This is a genomic window from Endozoicomonas sp. ALC020, from assembly GCF_049275935.1.
Lineage (GTDB): Bacteria > Pseudomonadota > Gammaproteobacteria > Pseudomonadales > Endozoicomonadaceae > Endozoicomonas_A.
The window spans coordinates 1,515,399-1,533,469 of record NZ_CP184830.1 but is presented as its reverse complement, the minus strand read 5'-3'; the positions used below and the strand labels follow the sequence as shown (position 1 = coordinate 1,533,469).

Here is an 18,071-nt window from a genome sequence, read left to right as displayed (position 1 = left end):
AAAAGCATATTAGTTCATTTATACGACTATCAAAGTTGGCTGTGGCCAAATAATAACCTGTTTCAAAAACTCAGAAGATGGGAACGCCTGAGAGCCATGTTCACTGGGCAACATAAATCCTTTCTTTTGTTGCCTTCACGGTCTTTGTTCCTTTGCTCCAGCCTTGATCAGGGCTTCCACGCAGTCGGTATTGCCCATCGCGGTTGCAATGGAGAGCGGGGTGGCACCATCCTCAGTTTGCGCATTGATATCCTCCTTGGCTTCGATCAGGATTTTCAGGCTGTCGATGTTATTTTGTTGGGCAGCGATAAACAGCGGGGTAACGCCATCCTGAGTCCGGGCGTTGAGATCTGCCCCGGCGTTGATCAGGAGTTTCACGCAGTCGGTCTTGCCCTCCTGTGACGCGATGAACAGCGGGGTGGCGCCATCCGAAGTCTGGCAGATGTTAAGATCCGCCCCGGCTTTGATAAGGAGACTCACGCAGTCGCTATTGCCTTTCGCAGCAGCAATGAACAGCGGGGTGCTGCCATCATCAATTTGGGCATTGAGATCCGCCTTGGCTTCGATCAGGATTTTCAGGCTGTCGATGTTATTTTGCTGAGCAGCCATGAACAGCGGGGTGATGCCATCCGGAGTCCTGGCGTTGAAAGCCGCCCCGGCTTCGATCAGGATTTTAAGGCAGTGGGTATTGCCCTTCTGGGCTGCCATGAGCAGGGGGGTGACACCACGCTTAATGGTGGCAGCGTTGAGATCCGCCCCGGCTTCGATCAGGAGTATCAGGCAGTCGGTATTGCCGTTCTGGGCTGCCATGAACAGAGGCGTGGTACCATCCTCAATCCTGGCGGCGTTGAGATTCGCCCCGGCTTCGATCAGGAGTATCAGGCAGTCGGTATTGCCGTTCTGGGCTGCGATGAACGCTGGGCTGGCACCACTCTTAATCCCGATGTTGAGATCTGCCCCGGCTTCAATCAGGATTTTCAGGCTGTCGATGTTATTGTTTTGGGTAGCGATAAACAGCGGGGTAGCGCCATTCTGAGTCCGGACGTTTAGATCCGCCCCGGCGTTGATCAGCATTTTGACGCAGTCGGTATTGTCCTCCTGTGATGCCATAAACAGCGGGGTGCCGCCTTTCGAAGTCCGGGCGTCGAGAAGCGCTCCCGCTTTGATCAGGATTTGCAGGCATTCGGTGTTGCCTTTCGCAGCAGCAACTAATAGCGGGGTGGTGCCATCCGACAGTGCGGCTTTGTGATCAGCCCCGGCGTTGACCAGGCGTTTAACGCAGTCGGCATTGCCGTACTCAGTAGCGATGAACAGTGCGGTGGCGCCATCCTTAGCCCGGGCGTTGAGATCTGCCCCGGCTTCGATCAGAATTTTAAGGCATTCGGTATTGCCTTTCGCAGCAGCCATGGACAGAGGAGTGACACCATCCTCAAACGCGGCGGTGTTGAGATCTGCTTCGGCTTCGATCAGGATTTTAAGGCTGTCGATGTTATTTTTTTGGGCAGCGATAAACAGCGGTGTAGCGCCATCCTCAGTTCGGGCGTTGAGATCTGCACCGGCGTTGATCAGCCTATTCACGCTGTCGGTATTGCCCTCCTGTGTGGCGATGAACAGCGGGGTTTCGCCACCCGACGGGGTGGCGTTGAGATCCGCCCCGGCGTTGATCAGGAGTCTCACACAGTCGGTATTGCCCTTCTGTGATGTGATGTACAGTGCGGTGGCACCTCTCCAAGTGGCAGCGTCAAGGTTTGCTCCGGCGTTGATCAGGAGTTTTACGCAGTCGGTGTTATTTTCTTGTGCAGCGAGGAACAGCGCAGTGGCGCCATCTTCATGCCGAGCGGCGTTGACATCCGCCCCGGCATTGATCAGGCGTTCGACGACGTCAGTCTGCCCCCCACCAGATGCCAACATCAAGGCAGTTGAGCCATCAGTCATAAAAGCATTGACGTTGACCCCCTCTGCCAAAGACTTCTCCACCTGATCCAAATCCCCGTGAAGACAGGCATTATAAAAAGTCTGATCGGGGAAAAATGTATCCGGGTGAGATTCACTGGTGTTCTGATTCACGACAGGCATCGGGTTTTGCCGACACATCGCGCAACGGCGTGAGCCGATGGGCTGATTAAAAAAACACCTCGAAATACAGTCCAGATCGAAACGGTGACCACAACATTGGGTTTTGACAACCACAGGCGCTTCACTGCGGCCATGGAAGGGAGCCAAACAAATCGGACAGTGACCGGCCTTCAGTGCCAGAGGGGAGAGGGTAGCGAACAGTGCAACACATAAGTAGAACATCTGTGTTGGTCAATAAGCCGTGTGGGTTAGGTTCAAAAAAGCATATTAGTTCATTTATACGACTATCAAAGTTCGCTGTGGCCAAATAATCACCTGTTTCAAAAACTCAGAAGACAGGAACAACTGAGAGCTCTATTTTACAGGACAGCATGACGCTTTTCCTTTGTTTCCTTCACTCTGTTCCCATCTCTGCCTTAGCGTTGATGAGAAGTTTTACGCACTCGGTATTGCCCATCTCGGTTGCGATGGACAGCGGAGTGACGCCATTCGGCAGGGCAGCGTCAAGATCTGCCCCGGCGTTGATCAGGAGCTTTGCGCATTCGGTGTTACCATTCGCAGCAGCAACTAGTAGCGGGGTGGTGCCATCCGGCAAGGCGGTGTTGAGATCCGCCCCGGCGTTGACCAGGCGTTTGACGCAGTCGGCATTGCTGTGCTCAGTAGCGATGAACAGTGCGGTGGCGCCATCCTTGGCCCGGGCGCTGAGATCTGCCCCGGCTTCGATCAGGATTTTAAGGCATTCGATATTGCCTTTCGCAGCAGCCATGGACAGAGGAGTGGCACCATGCTTAAACGCGGCGGTGTTGAGATCTGCCTCGGCTTCGATCAGGATTTTAAGGCTGTCGATGTTATTTTTTTCGGCAGCGATAAACAGCGGTGTAGCGCCATTCTCAGTTTGGGCGTTGAGATCTGCACCGGCGTTGATCAGCCTATTCACGCTGTCGGTATTGCCCTGCTGTGTGGCGATGAACAGTGGGGTGCCGCCGTCCAAAGTTCGGGGGGCGTCGAGAAGCGCTCCCGCTTTGATCAGGAGTTCCACGCATTCGGTGTTGCCTCTCTCAGCAGCAACGAACAGCGGGGTGGCGCCACCCGACGGGGTGGCGTTGAGATCCGCCCCGGCGTTGATCAGGAGTCTCACACAGTCGGTATTGCCCTTCTGTGATGCAATGTACAGTGCGGTGGCACCACTCCAAATGGCAGCGTCAAGGTTTGCTCCGGCGTTGATCAGGAGTTTTACGCAGTCGGTGTTATTTTCTTGTGCAGCGAGTAACAGCGCAGTGGCACCATCTTCATGCCGAGCGGCGTTGACATCCGCCCCGGCATTGATCAGGCGTTCGACGACGTCAGTGTGCCCCACACCAGATGCCCACATCAAGGCAGTGAAGCCGTCAGTCATAACAGCATTGACATTGACCCCCTCTGCCAGAGACCTCTCCACCTGATCCAAATCCCCGTGAAGACAGGCATTATAAAAAGTCTGATCGGGGAAAAATGTATCCGGGTGAGATTCACTGGTGTTCTGATTCACCACAGGCATCGGGTCTTGCCGACACATCGCGCACTGGCGTGAGCCGATGGGCTGATCAACAAAGCACATCGAAAGACAGTCCAGATCGAAGCGGTGGCCGCAACATCGGGTTCTGACAACTACAGGCGTTTCACTGCGGCCATGGAAGGGAGCCAGACAAATAGGACAGTGATCGGCCTTCAGTGTCCATGGGGAGAGGGTAGCGAACAAGGCCAGACATAAGTAGAACATCTGTGTTGGTCAATAAGCCGTGTGGGTTAGATACAAAAAAGCATGTTAGTTCATTTATATGGCTATCAAAGTTTGCTGTGGCCAAATAATCACCTGTTTCAAAAACTCAGAAGATGGGAACACCTGAGCCCTGTTTACTGGACAGCATGACGCTCTTCTTTTGTTTCCTTCACTGCCTCTGTTTCCATCTCTGCCTCAGCGTTGATGAGGAGTTTAACGCAGTCGGTATTGCCCATCTTGATTGCTAGGGACATTGGGGTGGCGCCGTCCGAAGTCCTGGCGGCATTGAGATCCGCCCCGGCGTTGATGAGAAGTTTCACGCAGTCGGTATTGCCCGTCTTGATTGCTATGAACAGAGGGGTGGCGCCATCCTTAATCTTGGCGGTGTTGAGATTCGCCCCGGCTTCGATCAGGAGTATCAGGCAGTCGGTATTGCCGTTCTGGGCTGCGATGAACGGTGGGCTGGCACCACTCTTAATCCGGATGTTGGGATCTGCCCCGGCTTCAATCAGAATTTTCAGGCTGTCGATGTTATTTTTTTGGGCAGCGATAAACAGCGGAGTAGCGCCATCCTCAGTCCGGGCGTTGAGATCTGCCCCGGCGTTGATCAGCATTTTCACGCAGTCGCTATTGCCCTCCTGTGATGCGATGAACAGCGCGGTGCCGCCTTTCGAAGTCCGGGCGTCGAGAAGCGCTCCCGCTTTGATCAGGAGTTCCACGCATTCGGTGCTGCCTTGTGCAGCAGCGACGAACAGCGGGGTGGTGCCAGTCTTGGTGTGGGCGTTGAGATCCGCTCCGGCGTTGATCAGGAGTTTCACGCATGCGGTGTTATTTTCTTGTGCAGCGACGTAAAGCGGGGTGGCGCTATATTCAGTCTGGGCATTGAGATCCGCCCCGGCTTCGATCAGGATTTTCAGGCAGTCGATGTTATTTTGTTGGGCAGCGATGAATAGCGGGGTGGCGCCATCTGAAGTGTGGGGGGCATTGAAATCCGCCCCGGCTTCGATCAGGATTTTCAGGCAGTCGGTATTACCGTTCTGGGCTGCGATAAACGTTGGGTTCGCACCACTCTTAGTCCGGATGTTGAGATCTGCCCCGCCACTGATAAGGATTTCCACGAGATCGCTATTGCCCTCCTGTGTTGCAAAGAGCAGCGGGTTGGCGCCATCCGACGAGGCGGCATTGATATCTGCCCCGCCACTGATAAGGATTTCCACGCAATCGGTATGGCCTTTCCAGACTGCGATGAGAAGCGGGGTTTCGCCACTCTTGGTTCTCGCGTTGAGATCCGCCCCGGCGTTGATCAGGAGTTGCACGCAGATGGTATTGCCTTTCACCGCAGCGGCAAACAGCGGGGTGGTGCCAGTCTCTGTGCAAGCGTTAAGAGCTGCCCCGGCGTTGATCAGGCGTTTCACGCAGCCGGTATTACCATACTCAGCAGCGATGAACAGTGCGGTGGCGCCATTCGAACGGGCAGCGTCAAGGTTCGCCCCAGCGTTGATCAGGCGTTCGACGACATCTGTGTGCCCGCTGACGGATGCCAACATCAAGGCATTGAGATCAGCAGTCATAACGGCATTGACATTGACCCCTTCTGCCAGAGACCTCTGCACCTGATCGAGATCCCCGTGAAGACAGGCATTATAAAAAGTCTGATCGGGGAAAAATGTATCCGGGTGAGATTCACTGGTGTTCTGATTCACCACAGGCATCGGGTTTTGCCGACACATCGCGCACCGGCGTGAGCCGATGGGCTGATCAACAAAGCACATCGAAAGACAGTCCAGATCGAAGCGGTGACCACAACATTGGGTTCTGACAACCACAGGCGCTTCACTTCGGCCATGGAAGGGAGCCAAACAAATAGGACAGTGATCGGCCTTCAGTGTCCATGGGCAGAGGCTAGCGAACAATGCCACACATAAGTAGAACATCTGTGTTGGTCAACAAGCAGTGCGGGTTAGATACAAAAAAGCATATTAGTTCATTTTTATGGTTATCGAATGAGCGTAAAACCCCGTACTTTTAGTGCGGGGATGTAAGCTCGTCGGCGATAGCCGACTAATGCGGTGTTCTCTGCTGTTGCACATACTGTTTGATGACCTCTATAGGAGCGCCACCACAGCTTGCGGCAAAGTAACTTGGACTCCATAGAGCTGACTTGTAGTACCGTTTCGCCACTTCTGGGTGATGAAGCTTTAGTTTCCTGCTGGATACACCTTTTAAGCTATTGACCAGTTTTGACAACGCTATCTTTGGGGGGTAGTTGATGAGCAGGTGTACATGGTCGGACTCCCCGTTGAACTCTACCAAATCTGTCTCAAAGTCAGAACAGACCTTCTCGAAAAGGCTTTTCAGTACTGGAAACATGTAGCCTTCAAGCACGTTGTATCGGTACTTTGTTACAAAGACCAAGTGGCAGTGAAGTTTAAAAACACAATGTCTGCCAGTTCTATATTCATTTGTTTTACTCATAGACCAATTGTATACTCAGGCCATGAAGAAGACAAAGACACTGAAGGTTCGAGTAAAAGACAAACATGTGAAGCTGCTTAACTGCTTGGCTCGCTCTGTTAATTTCGTCTGGAACTACATCAATGAACTCAGTACTCGCTCTATAAAGGAGCGTGGCAACTTTTTGTCTGCCTATGACATACATCCATACACCAAAGGAGCGGGTAAAGAACTCGGCTTGCACAGCCAGTCATTGCAGTGCATAGCTGCTGAATATGTGACTCGCCGGAAACAGTTCAAAAAAGCCAAACTTAACTGGCGCAAGTCAAATGGTGTTCGCCGCTCTCTCGGCTGGATTCCAGTCAACACAGGGCAGTCCAAATGGAAGAATGGTCAGGTGTTTCATAACGGCCACTATTTCTCGGTCTGGGATTCCTATGGATTGAGCGGGTACAAGTTCCGTACAGCCAGTTTTAATGAAGATGCTCGCGGTCGCTGGTATTTCAATGTTGTTGTGGACGTAGATACAGAAGCAACAGAGGGAAAATGCTCGGTAGGCATCGACCTTGGTTGCAAAGAGGCTGCAACGGACTCTAATGGTGACGGTGTTAAAGGTCGTGAGTACAGGGCACTTGAGGCGAAACTCGGTATTGCCCAGAGAGCCAATAACGGAAAAAGAGTTAAGGCGATACACGCCAAAATCAAAAACAGAAGACAAGATGCCTTACATCAATACAGCCGTAAGCTTGTCAATGAGAATGCGGCCATCTTCGTTGGTAATGTGTCCAGTCTGGCAATGACCAAAACCAAAAAAGCAAAATCGGCTTTGGATGCTGGATGGGGAATGTTGAAAACTATGCTGGAATATAAATGCGATCACGCAGGCGTGGTTTTTGAAGTAGTCAACGAAGCTTACTCCACCCAGACTTGTTCGTGCTGCCGGAAAATACCCGACAGTAGTCCGAAAGGTAGGGCAGGTCTTGGAATAAGAGAATGGGTCTGTTCAGAGTGCGGAGCTGAACATTTGCGTGATTTGAACGCAGCCAGAAACATTCTTGCGGTCGGGCATGACCGTCTAGCAGTAGGAATCCCCGTCCTTTAGGGCGGGGAGGATGTCAACAATCTTCACCGCCTATGTTCCCTACCTTGCCCCGGCGGTGATAAGGAGCTTAACGCAGTCGGTATTGCCCATCTCGATTGCCATGGACAGTGGGGTGGCGCTGTCCGAAGTCCTGGCGGCATTGAGATCCGCCCCAGCGTCGATCAGGAGTCTCAGGCAGTCGGAATTGCCTTTTGCAGCAGCGGCAAACACTGGGGTGGCGCCATCTTTAGTCCTGGCGGTGCTGAGATCCGCCCCGGCCTTGATCAGGATTATCAGACAGTCGCTATTGCCCTTCTCGGCTGCCATGAGCAGAGGGGTGGCACCATCCTTAATCCTGGCGGCGTTGAGATCCGCCCCGGCTTCGATCAGGAGTCTCAGGCAGTCGGTATTGCCGTTCTGGGCTGCGATGAACGGTGGGCTGGCACCACTCTTAATCCGGATGTTAAGATCTGCCTCGGCTTCAATCAGGATTTTCAGGCTGTCGATGTTATTTTTTTGGGCAGCGATAAACAGCGGAGTAGCTCCATCCTTAGTCCGGGCGTTGAAATCTGCCCCGGCGTTGATCAGCATTTTCACGCAGTCGTCATTGCCCTCCTGTGATGCGAAGAACAGCGGGGTGGCGCCATGCGAAGTCCGGGCGTCGAGAAGCGCTCCCGCTTTGATCAGGAGTTCCGCGCATTCGGTGTTGCCTTTCGCAGCAGCAACTAACAGCGGGGTGGTGCCATCCGACAGGGTGGGGTTGAGATCAACCCCGGCGTTGATCAGGCGTTTCACGCAGTCGGTATTACCATACTCAGCAGCGATGAGCAGTGCGGTGGCACCAGTCGAACAGGCGGCGTCGAGATTCGCCCCAGCGCTGATCAGGCGTTCGACGATGTCCATATATCCCCTGCCGGATGCCAACATCAAGGCAGTGAAGCCACCCATCATAACAGCATTGACATTGACCCCTTCTGCCAGAGATCTCTCCACCTGATCCAGATCCCCGTTTAAACAGGCATTATAAAAAGTCTGATCGGGGAAAAATGTATCCGGGTAAGATTCACTGGTGTTCTGATTTACCACAGGCATCGGGTTTTGCCGACACATTGCGCAACGGCGTGAGCCGATGGGCTGATCGACAAAACACCTCGTTATACAGCCCAGATCGAAGCGGTGGCCGCAACATTGGGTTTTGACGACCACAGGCGCCACATTTCGGCCATGGAAGGGAGCCAGACAAACAGGACAGTGATCGGTCGTCAGTGTCAAAGGGGAGAGGGTAGCGAACAATGCCACACATAAGTAGAACATCTGTGTTGGCCAACAATCAGTGCGGGTTAGATACAAAAAAGCATATTAGTTCATTTATACGGCTATCAAAGTTTGTTGTGGCCAAACAATCACCTGTTTCAAAAACTCAGAAGATGACAACACCTGAGAGCCACGTTCACTGGACAACATAAATCCCTGCTTTTGTTGCCTTCACGGCCTTTGTTCCCTACTTTGCTCCGGCCTTGATCAGGGCTTCCATGCAATCGGTATTGCCGATCGTGGTTGCAATGGAGAGAGGGGTGGTACCATCTGAAGTCCTGGCGGCGTTGAGATTTGCATTTGCTTCGATCAGTATTTTTACGCAGTCGGTATTGCCTTTCGAAGCAGCAGCGTGCAGCGGGGTGGTGCCATCCGACACGGTGGCATTGAGATCTGCCTCAGCGTTGATCAGGAGTTTCAAACATTCGGTTTTGCCTCGCGCAGCAGCGGCGAACAGAGGGGTGACGCCATAGGAAGTCCGGGCGTTGAGAAGTGCTCCCGCTTTGATCAGGAGTTCCACGCATTCGGTGCTGCCTTTCCCAGCAGCAACGAACAGCGGGGTCTCGCCATTCGACATGGTGGCGTTGAGATCCGCCCCGGCGTTGATCAGGCGTTTCACGCAGTCGGTGTTATTTTCATGGGCAGCGATTAACAACGGGGTGGCGCCATCCTTAGCCCGGGCGTTGAGATTCGCCCCGGCTTCGATCAGGATTGTAAGGCATTCGGTATTGCCCATCTGGGCTGCCATGGACAGAGGAGTGGCGCCATCCGACCTGGCGGCGTTGCGATCAACCCCGGCGTTGATCAGGTGTTTCACGCAGTCGGTATTACCATACTCAGCAGCGATGAACAGTGCGGTGGCACCAGTCGAACAGGCGGCGTCGAGATTCGCCCCAGCGCTGATCAGGCGTTCGACGATGTCCATATACCCCCTGCCGGATGCCAACATCAAGGCAGTGAAGCCACCCATCATAACAGCATTGACATTGACTCCTTCTGCCAGTGACCTCTCCACCTGATCCAGATCCCCGTTTAAACAGGCATTATAAAAAGTCTGATCGGGGAAAAATGTATCCGGGTGAGATTCACTGGTGTTCTGATTCACCACAGGCATCGGGTCCTGCCGACACATCGCGCACCGGCGTGAGCCGATGGGCTGTTCAACAAAACACCTTGTTATACAGTCCAGATCGAAGCGGTGACCACAACATTGGGTTCTGACGACCACAGGCACTTCACTTCGGCCATGGAAGGGAGCCAAACAAATAGGACAGTGATCGGCCTTCAGTGTCCATGGGGAGAGGGTAACGAACAATGCCAGACTTAAATAGAACATCTGTGTTGGTCCACAAGCCGTGTGGGTTAGATACAGAAAAGCATATTAGTTCATTTATATGGCTATCAAAGTTCGCTGTGGCCAAACAATCACCTGTTTTAAAAACTCAGAAGATGGGAATACCTGAAAGCTTTGTTTACTGGATAGCACAGGGCCTTTCTTGTTTTCCCGTCCTTACCTTGCCCCGGCGTTGATCAGGAGTACCAGACATTCGATATTGCCTTTCGCTATAGCAGCGTGCAGCGGGGTGGTGCCACTCATTGTGCGGGCGTTGAGATCCGCCCCGGCGTTGATCAGGAGTTTCACGCAGTCGGTATTGCCTTTCAGGGCTGCAACGAACAGCGGGGTGGTGCCAGTATTAGTGCAGGCGTTGAGATCCACCCCGGCGTTGATCAGGCGTTTTACGCATTCGATGTTATTTTCTTGTGCAGCGATGAACAACGGGGTCACAGCGTCCTTAATCCTGCCGACATTGAGACCCGCCCCGGCTTCGATCAGGATTTTAAGGCAGTCAGCATTGCCCTTCTGGGCTGCCATGAGCAGAGGGGTGGCACCATCCTTAATCCTGGCGACGTTGAAATTCGCCCCGGCTTCGATCAGGATTATCAGGCAGTCGGTATTGCCGTTCTGGGCTGCGATGAACACTGGGCTGGCACCACTATTAATAACGGTGTTGAGACCTGCCTCGGCTTCAATCAGGATTTTCAGGCTGTCGATATTATTTTTTTGGGCAGCGATAAACAGCGGGGTAGCGCCATCCTCGGTCTGTAAGTTGAGATCTGCACCGGCGTTGATCAGCATTTTCACGCAGCCGGTATTGCCCTCCTGTGTTGCGATGAACAGCGAGGTGGTGCCATAGGAGGTCTGGGCGTTGAGAAGCGCTCCCGCTTTGATCAGGCGTTTCACGCAGTCGGTATTACCGAACTCACAAGCGATGTACAGTGCGGTGGCGCCATCCTTATTCCGGGTGTTGAGAGCCGCCCCGGCTTCAATCAGGATTTTCAGGCTGTCGATGTTATTTTTTTTGACAGCGATAAACAACGGGCTAGCGCCATCCCGGGTCCGGACGTTGAGATCCGCCCCGGCGTTGATCAGGCGTTTCACGCAGTCGTTGTTACCGTACTCAGCAGCGATGAACAACGGGGTGGCGCCATCCTTAGCCCGGGCGTTGAGATTCGCCCCGGCTTCGATCAGGATTTTAAGGCATTCGGTATTGCCCTTCTGGGCTGCCATGGACAGAGGAGTGGCGCCATCCGACCTGGCGGCGTTAAGATCAACCCCGGCGTTGATCAGGTGTTTCACGCAGTCGGTATTACCATACTCAGCAGCGATGAACAGTGCGGTGGCACCAGTCGAACAGGCGGCGTCGAGATTCGCCCCAGCGCTGATCAGGCGTTCGACGATGTCCATATATCCCCTGCCGGATGCCAACATCAAGGCAGTGAAGCCACCCATCATAACAGCATTGACATTGACCCCTTCTGCCAGAGATCTCTCCACCTGATCCAGATCCCCGTTTAAACAGGCATTATAAAATGTCCGATCGGGGAAAAATGTATCCGGGTGAGATTCACTGGTGTTCTGATTCACCACAGGCATCGGGTCCTGCCGACACATCGCGCACCGGCGTGAGCCGATGGGCTGTTCAACAAAACACCTCGTTATACAGTCCAGATCGAAGCGGTGACCACAACATTGGGTTCTGACGACCACAGGCACTTCACTTCGGCCATGGAAGGGAGCCAAACAAATAGGACAGTGATCGGCCTTCAGTGTCCATGGGGAGAGGGTAACGAACAATGCCAGACTTAAATAGAACATCTGTGTTGGTCCACAAGCCGTGTGGGTTAGATACAGAAAAGCATATTAGTTCATTTATATGGCTATCAAAGTTCGCTGTGGCCAAACAATCACCTGTTTTAAAAACTCAGAAGATGGGAACACCTGAAAGCTTTGTTTACTGGATAGCACAGGGCCTTTCTTGTTTTCCCGTCCTTACCTTGCCCCGGCGTTGATCAGGAGTACCAGACATTCGATATTGCCTTTCGCTACAGCAGCGTGCAGCGGGGCGGTACCATTCATAGTGCGGGCGTTGAGATCCGCCCCGGCGTTGATCAGGAGTTTCACGCAGTCGGTATTGCCTTTCAGGGCTGCAACGAACAGCGGGGTGGTGCCAGTATTAGTGCGGGCGTTGAGATCCACCCCGGCGTTGATCAGGCGTTTTACGCATTCGATGTTATTTTCTTGTGCAGCGATGAACAACGGGGTCACAGCGTCCTTAATCCTGCCGACATTGAGACCCGCCCCGGCTTCGATCAGGATTTTAAGGCAGTCAGCATTGCCCTTCTGGGCTGCCATGAGCAGAGGGGTGGCACCATCCTTAATCCTGGCGACGTTGAAATTCGCCCCGGCTTCGATCAGGATTATCAGGCAGTCGATATTGCCGTTCTGGGCTGCGATGAACACTGGGCTGGCACCACAATTAATAACGGTGTTGAGACCTGCTTCGGCTTCAATCAGGATTTTCAGGCTGTCGATATTATTTTTTTGGGCAGCGATAAACAGCGGGGTAGCGCCATCCTCGGTCTGTAAGTTGAGATCTGCACCGGCGTTGATCAGCATTTTCACGCAGCCGGTATTGCCCTCCTGTGTTGCGATGAACAGCGAGGTGGCACCATAGGAGGTCTGGGCGTTGAGAAGCGCTCCCGCTTTGATCAGGAGTTCCACGCAGTCGGTGTTGCCTTTTGCAGCAGCAATGAACAGAGCGGTGGCGCCATCCGACAGGGTGGCGCTGAGATCCGCCCCGGCGTTGATCAGGCGTTTCACGCAGTCGGTATTACCGAACTCACAAGCGATGTACAGTGCGGTGGCGCCATCCTTATTCCGGGTGTTGAGAGCCGCCCCGGCTTCAATCAGGATTTTCAGGCTGTCGATGTTATTTTTTTTGACAGCGATAAACAACGGGGTAGCGCCATCCCGGGTCCGGACGTTGAGATCTGCCCCGGCGTTGATCAGCATTTTGACGCAGTCGGTATTGCCCTCCTGTGATGCCATGAACAGCGGGGTGGCGCCATTCGAAGTCCGGGCGTCGAGAAGCGCTCCCGCTTTGATCAGGATTTGCACGCATTCGGTGTTGCCTTTCGCAGCAGCAATTAATAGCGGGGTGGTGTCATCCGACAGTGTGGCCTTGGGATCAGCCCCGGCGTTGATCAGGCGTTTCAGGCAGTCGGCATTACCGTACTCAGTAGCGATGAACAGTGCGGTGGCGCCATTCGAACGGGCAGTGTCAGGGTTCGCCCCAGCGTTGACCAGGCGTTCGACGACATCCGTGTGCCCGCTGATGGATGCCAACATCAAGGCAGTGAGACCATCAGTCATAACGGCATTGACATTGACGCCTTCTGCCAGAGACCTCTCCACCTGATCCAGATCCCCGTCTAAACAGGCACGATAAAACGTCTCATCGGGGAAAAAATTATCCGGGTAAGATTCACTGGTGTTCTCATTCACCACAGGCATCGGGTTTTGCCGACACATTGCGCAGCGGCGTGAGCCGATGGGCTGATCAACAAAACACCTCGTTATACAGTCCAGATCGAAGCGGTGGCCGCAACATTGGGTTTTGACGACCACAGGCGCTTCACTTCGGCCATGGAAGGGAGTCCAACAAATAGGACAGTGATCGGCCCTCAGTGTCGATGGGGAGAGGATAGCGAGCAATGCCACATATAAGTAGAACATCTGTGTTGGTCAGTAGTTTGGGTTGGATACAAAAAAAAGAATGGTAGTTCATTTATATGGCTATCAAAGTTTGCTGTGGTCAAATAATCACCTGTTTTTAAAAATTCAGAAGACAGGAACAACTGAGAGCCCTTTTTACTGAACAGCATGAAGCTTTTCCTTTGTTTCCTTCACTGCCTCTGTTCCCACCTCTGCCTCAGCGTTGATGAGGAGTTTCATGCTGTCGGTATTGCCCATCTTGATTGCTATGGACAGCGGGGTGGCGCCATCCGAAGTCCTGGCAACGTTGAGATTTGCCCCGGCGTTGATCAGGAGTTCTACGCAGTCGGTATTGCCATTCAGGGCTGCGATGAACAGCGGGGTGGCACCATCTGAAGCCCTGGCAGCGTTGAGATCTGCCCCGACGCGGATCAGGATTTCTGCGCAATCGGTATGGCCATTCAGGGCTGCGATGAAAAGTGGGGTGACGCCATCCATAGACCAGACAGCATTGAGATCAGCCCCCCCAGCGATAAGAGTTTCCACGCAATCGGTATGGCCTTCCCAGACTGCGATGAGAAGCGGGGTGCCGCCATTGTTAGTTCTCACGTTGAGATCTGCGTTGGCTTCGGTCAGGGCTTTCACGCTGTTGGTATTGCCATTCAGGGCAGCGATGAATAGTGGAGTTGTACCCTTCTTAGTCCGGGCATTGATATTCGCCCCGGCCCTGACCAGGATTTTCACGCAGTCGGTGTTATTTTCCTGGGCAGCAAAGAACAGCGGGGTGGCACCATCCGATAAGGCGGCGTTGATATCCGCCCCGCCGTTGATCAGGAGTTTCACGCAGTCGGTTTTGCCCTGCCTTGCAGCGATCAACAGTACAGTGGCACCATCTGAAAAGTTGGCGTTGAGATCCGCTCCGGCGTTGATCAGGAGCTTCACGCAATCAATGTTATTTTTCTGGACAGCAAAGAATATGGCAGTGGCACTCGTTGTTGAGGTGGCGTTGAGATTCGCCCCGGCGTTGATCAGGTGTTCGACGATTGCCTTGTGCCCCCCGTAAGATGCCATCATCAAGCCAGTGAAATCATCAAGCATAACGGCATTGACATTGACTCCTTCTGCCAGAGACCTCTCCACCTGATCCAAATCCCCTTCATAACAGGCATCATAAAACACCTGATCGGGAAAAAATGTATCCGGATGAGATTCACTGGTGTTTTGATTCACCATAGGCATCGGATCTTGCCGACACATCGCGCACTGGCGTGAGCCAATGGGCTGATCAGCAAAACATTTCGAAATACAGTCCAGATCGAAGAGGTGACCACAACATTGGGTTTTGACGACCACAGGCGCTTCAACTCGGCCATGGAAGGGAGCCAAACAAATAGGACAGTGATCGGCCTTCAGTGTCCATGGGGAGAGAGTGGCGAGCAATGCCACATATAGGTAGAACATTCTGTGCCAGTCGATAAGTCGTGCGGCTTGGGTACAGAAAAGGAATGATAGTTCATTTATGTGTCTCCCAAACTTTGCTGTGGTTAAACAATCACCTGTTTCAAAAACTCAGAAGATGGGAACACCTGAGAGCCATGTTCACTGGGCAACATAAATCCTTTCTTTTGTTGCCTTCACGGCCTTTGTTCCCTACTTTGCTCCGGCGTTGGTCAGGAGTTGCACGCAGTCGGTATTGCCTTTCGCAGCAGCAAGGTGCAGCGGTGTGATGCCATCTGAAGTCCGGCAGATGTTGAGATCTGCCCCGGCGTTGATCAGGAGTTTTACGCAGTCGGTATTGCCTTTCGCAGCAGCAATGAGCACCGGGGTGCTGCCATCCTTAATTTGCGCATTGATATCCGCCTTGGCTTCGATCAGGATTTTCAGGCAGTCGATTTTATTTTGCTGAGCAGCGATTAGCAGCGCAGTGGCGCCATCCTCAGTCCGGGCTGAGAGATGCACTCCAGCGTCGATCAGGACTTTAACGCAGTCAGTATTGCCTTCCTGAGTTGCCATGAACAGTGGGGTAGTGCTATCCGACGCAGTGGCGTTGGGATCCGCCCCGGCGTTGATCAGGAGTTTCAAGCAGTCGGTCTTATTTTCTTGTGCAGCGATGAACAGAGCGGTGGCGCCATCCTTATTCCGGGTGTTGAGAGCCGCCCCGGCGTTGATCAGGAGTTCCACGCATTCGGTGTTGCCTCTTGCAGCGGCTTCGAACAGTGGGGTGGAGCCATCCGAAGTCCGGGAGTTGTCGAGATCCGCCCCGGCGTTGATCAGGAGTTTCAAGCATTCGGTATTGCCTAGCGCAGCAGCGGCGCAAAGAGGGGTGGCGACATACGAAGTCCGGACGTTGAGATCTGCCCCGGCGTCGATCAGGATTTTCACGCAATCGGTATTGCCATTGGCAGCGGCGGCGAACAGCGGGGTGACGCCATCGGGACTATGAGGGGGGTTGAGATCTGCCCCGGCGTTGACCAGGAGTTTCATGCAGTCAACATTGCCTTTCGCAGCAGCGGCAAGCAGCGGCGTGGCGCCATCCGAAGCCCGGGCATTGATATTCGCCATGGCTTCGATCAGGATTCTCAGGCAGTCTGTATTGCCCTGTATTGCTGCGCTGAACAGCGGCGTGTCGCCATCCTTATTTCGGGCGTTGATATTCGCCTTGGCTTTGATCAGGACTTTCATGCAGTCGGTATTGCCTGTTGCAGCAGCGGCGAAAAGCGGAGTGGCGGCATCCGTGATCCTGGCGGCGTTGAGATCTGCCCCGGCGTTGATCAGGAGTTTCACACAGTCTATCTCATTCCTTTGTGCAGCGATGAACAGCGGGGTGGCGCCATCCGATAAGGCGGCGTTAAGATCTGCCCCGGCTTCGATCAGGGCTTTCACGCAGTCGATATTGCCTCTCGTAACAGCAGCGATCAGCGGGGTGTCGTCAGTCTTAGTCCGGGTGTTGACAACTGCCCCGGCGTTGATCAGTATTTTCACGCAGTCGGTGTTATTTTCTTGTGCAGCGATGAACAGCCCAGTGGCGCCATCCTCATGCGGGGCGGCGTTGACATCTGCCCCGGCATTGATCAGGCGTTTGACGACGTCAGTGTGCCCCCCACCGGATGCCAACATCAAGGCAGTAAAGCCATTATTCATAACAGCATTAACATTGACTCCTTCTGCCAGTGACCTCTCCACCTGATCCAGATCCCCGTTTAAACAGGCAAGATAGAACGTCTGATCGGGGAAAAATGTATCCGGGTGAGATTCACTGGTGTTCTGATTCATCAGAGGCATCGGGTCTTGCCGACACATCGCGCAACGGCGTGAGCCGGTAGGCTGATTAAAAAAACACCTCGAAATACAGTCCAGATCGAAGCGGTGTCCACAACAGTGGGTTTTGACGACCACAGGCGCTTCATTGCGGCCATGGAAGGGAGTCAAACAAATTGGACAGTGATCGGCCTTCACTGTCCATGAGGAGAGGCTAGCGAACAATGCTACACATAAGTAGAACATCTGTGCTGGTCAATAAGCCGTGTGGGTTAGATACAAAAAAGCATGTTAGTTCATTTTTGTGGCTATCAAAGTTGGCTGTGGTCAAACAATCACCTGTTTCAAAAACTCAGAAGGTGGGAACACCTGAGAGCCCTGTTTACTGGACAGCATGAAGCTTTTCCTTTGTTTCCTTCACTGCCTCAGTTCCCAGCTTTGCCTCGGCGTTGATGAGGAGTTTCATGCTGTCGGTATTGCCCATCTTGATTGCTATGGCCAGCGGGGTGGCGCCATCCGAAGCACGGACGTTGAGATTGGCTCCGGCTTCGATCAGGAGTTTCACGCAGTAGGTATGGCCCATCTGTGCAGCGATGAAAAGCGTGGTGGTGCCATCCGACAAGGCAGCATTGAGATTCCCCCCGGCATTGATCAGGCGTTCGACGACGTCCGTGTGCCCCCAGCCGGATGCCAACATTAAGGCAGTGAGACCATTAGTCATAACGGCATTGACATTGACTCCCTCTGCCAGAGACCTCTCGACCTGATCCAGATCCCCGTTTAAACAAGCAAGATAAAAAGTCTGATCCGGGAAAAATGTATCCGGGTGAGATTCACTGGTGTTCTGATTCACCACAGGCATCGGGTTTTGTCGGCACATCAAGCAACGGCGTGAGCCAATGGGCTGATCAACAAAACACCTCGAAATACAGTCCAGATCGAAGCGGTGGCCGCAACATTGGGTTCTGACGACCACAGGTTCTACATTTCGGTCATGGAAGGGAGCCAAACAAATAGGACAGGGATCGGCCTTCAGTGTCCATGGGGTCAGGCTCCTAGCGTAATTGATTTTG

General features: G+C 53.3%; 12 protein-coding genes. 1 reads left to right on the top strand and 11 read right to left on the bottom strand.

The window, feature by feature from the left end:
* Window positions 1–135 precede the first annotated feature (135 nt).
* The 4 genes from ACOJUO_RS04905 to tnpA all read right to left on the bottom strand — a co-directional run bounded on the left by ACOJUO_RS04905 (window position 136) and on the right by tnpA (window position 6,310).
* Complete coding sequence (locus ACOJUO_RS04905; protein WP_422139109.1) at window positions 136–2,298, bottom strand: ankyrin repeat domain-containing protein; 2,163 nt, start codon at window positions 2,296–2,298, stop codon at window positions 136–138.
* A 172-nt stretch (window positions 2,299–2,470) separates the two neighbouring features.
* On the bottom strand, window positions 2,471–3,835 hold the full coding sequence (locus ACOJUO_RS04900; protein WP_422139108.1) for an ankyrin repeat domain-containing protein: 1,365 nt from the start codon (window positions 3,833–3,835) through the stop codon (window positions 2,471–2,473).
* Window positions 3,836–3,969: 134 nt separating this feature from the next.
* On the bottom strand, window positions 3,970–5,769 hold the full coding sequence (locus ACOJUO_RS04895; RefSeq protein WP_422139107.1) for an ankyrin repeat domain-containing protein: 1,800 nt from the start codon (window positions 5,767–5,769) through the stop codon (window positions 3,970–3,972).
* A gap of 127 nt (window positions 5,770–5,896) precedes the next feature.
* A complete protein-coding gene (tnpA, locus tag ACOJUO_RS04890; protein WP_422139106.1) occupies window positions 5,897–6,310 on the bottom strand; it encodes an IS200/IS605 family transposase in 414 nt (137 codons plus the stop codon).
* A 22-nt stretch (window positions 6,311–6,332) separates the two neighbouring features.
* Here tnpA and ACOJUO_RS04885 point away from each other — a divergent pair, with 22 nt between their 5' ends.
* Window positions 6,333–7,391, top strand: a complete 1,059-nt coding sequence (locus ACOJUO_RS04885; protein WP_422139105.1) for an RNA-guided endonuclease InsQ/TnpB family protein — start codon at window positions 6,333–6,335, stop codon at window positions 7,389–7,391.
* A 39-nt stretch (window positions 7,392–7,430) separates the two neighbouring features.
* Here the strand turns inward: ACOJUO_RS04885 and ACOJUO_RS04880 are convergent, their stop codons facing one another.
* The 7 genes from ACOJUO_RS04880 to ACOJUO_RS04850 all read right to left on the bottom strand — a co-directional run bounded on the left by ACOJUO_RS04880 (window position 7,431) and on the right by ACOJUO_RS04850 (window position 18,007).
* Window positions 7,431–8,684, bottom strand: a complete 1,254-nt coding sequence (locus ACOJUO_RS04880; RefSeq protein ID WP_422139104.1) for an ankyrin repeat domain-containing protein — start codon at window positions 8,682–8,684, stop codon at window positions 7,431–7,433.
* Between the two features lie 187 nt (window positions 8,685–8,871).
* Window positions 8,872–10,020 carry an ankyrin repeat domain-containing protein gene (locus ACOJUO_RS04875; protein WP_422139103.1) on the bottom strand — a complete coding sequence of 383 codons (1,149 nt, stop codon included), beginning with the start codon at window positions 10,018–10,020 and terminating at the stop codon, window positions 8,872–8,874.
* A 174-nt stretch (window positions 10,021–10,194) separates the two neighbouring features.
* Window positions 10,195–11,841, bottom strand: coding sequence for an ankyrin repeat domain-containing protein (locus tag ACOJUO_RS04870; RefSeq protein ID WP_422135612.1), 1,647 nt, complete (start codon window positions 11,839–11,841; stop codon window positions 10,195–10,197).
* Between the two features lie 174 nt (window positions 11,842–12,015).
* The gene (locus ACOJUO_RS04865) at window positions 12,016–13,761 is read right to left on the bottom strand and encodes an ankyrin repeat domain-containing protein (RefSeq protein ID WP_422139102.1); all 1,746 of its coding nucleotides are present in this window, start codon (window positions 13,759–13,761) and stop codon (window positions 12,016–12,018) included.
* A 135-nt stretch (window positions 13,762–13,896) separates the two neighbouring features.
* Window positions 13,897–15,201 (bottom strand): ankyrin repeat domain-containing protein, encoded by a 1,305-nt coding sequence (locus ACOJUO_RS04860; protein WP_422139101.1) that lies wholly within the window; start codon window positions 15,199–15,201, stop codon window positions 13,897–13,899.
* A 189-nt stretch (window positions 15,202–15,390) separates the two neighbouring features.
* A complete protein-coding gene (locus ACOJUO_RS04855) occupies window positions 15,391–17,244 on the bottom strand; it encodes an ankyrin repeat domain-containing protein (protein ID WP_422135609.1) in 1,854 nt (617 codons plus the stop codon).
* Between the two features lie 136 nt (window positions 17,245–17,380).
* A complete protein-coding gene (locus ACOJUO_RS04850; RefSeq protein ID WP_422139100.1) occupies window positions 17,381–18,007 on the bottom strand; it encodes an ankyrin repeat domain-containing protein in 627 nt (208 codons plus the stop codon).
* Window positions 18,008–18,071 lie beyond the last annotated feature (64 nt).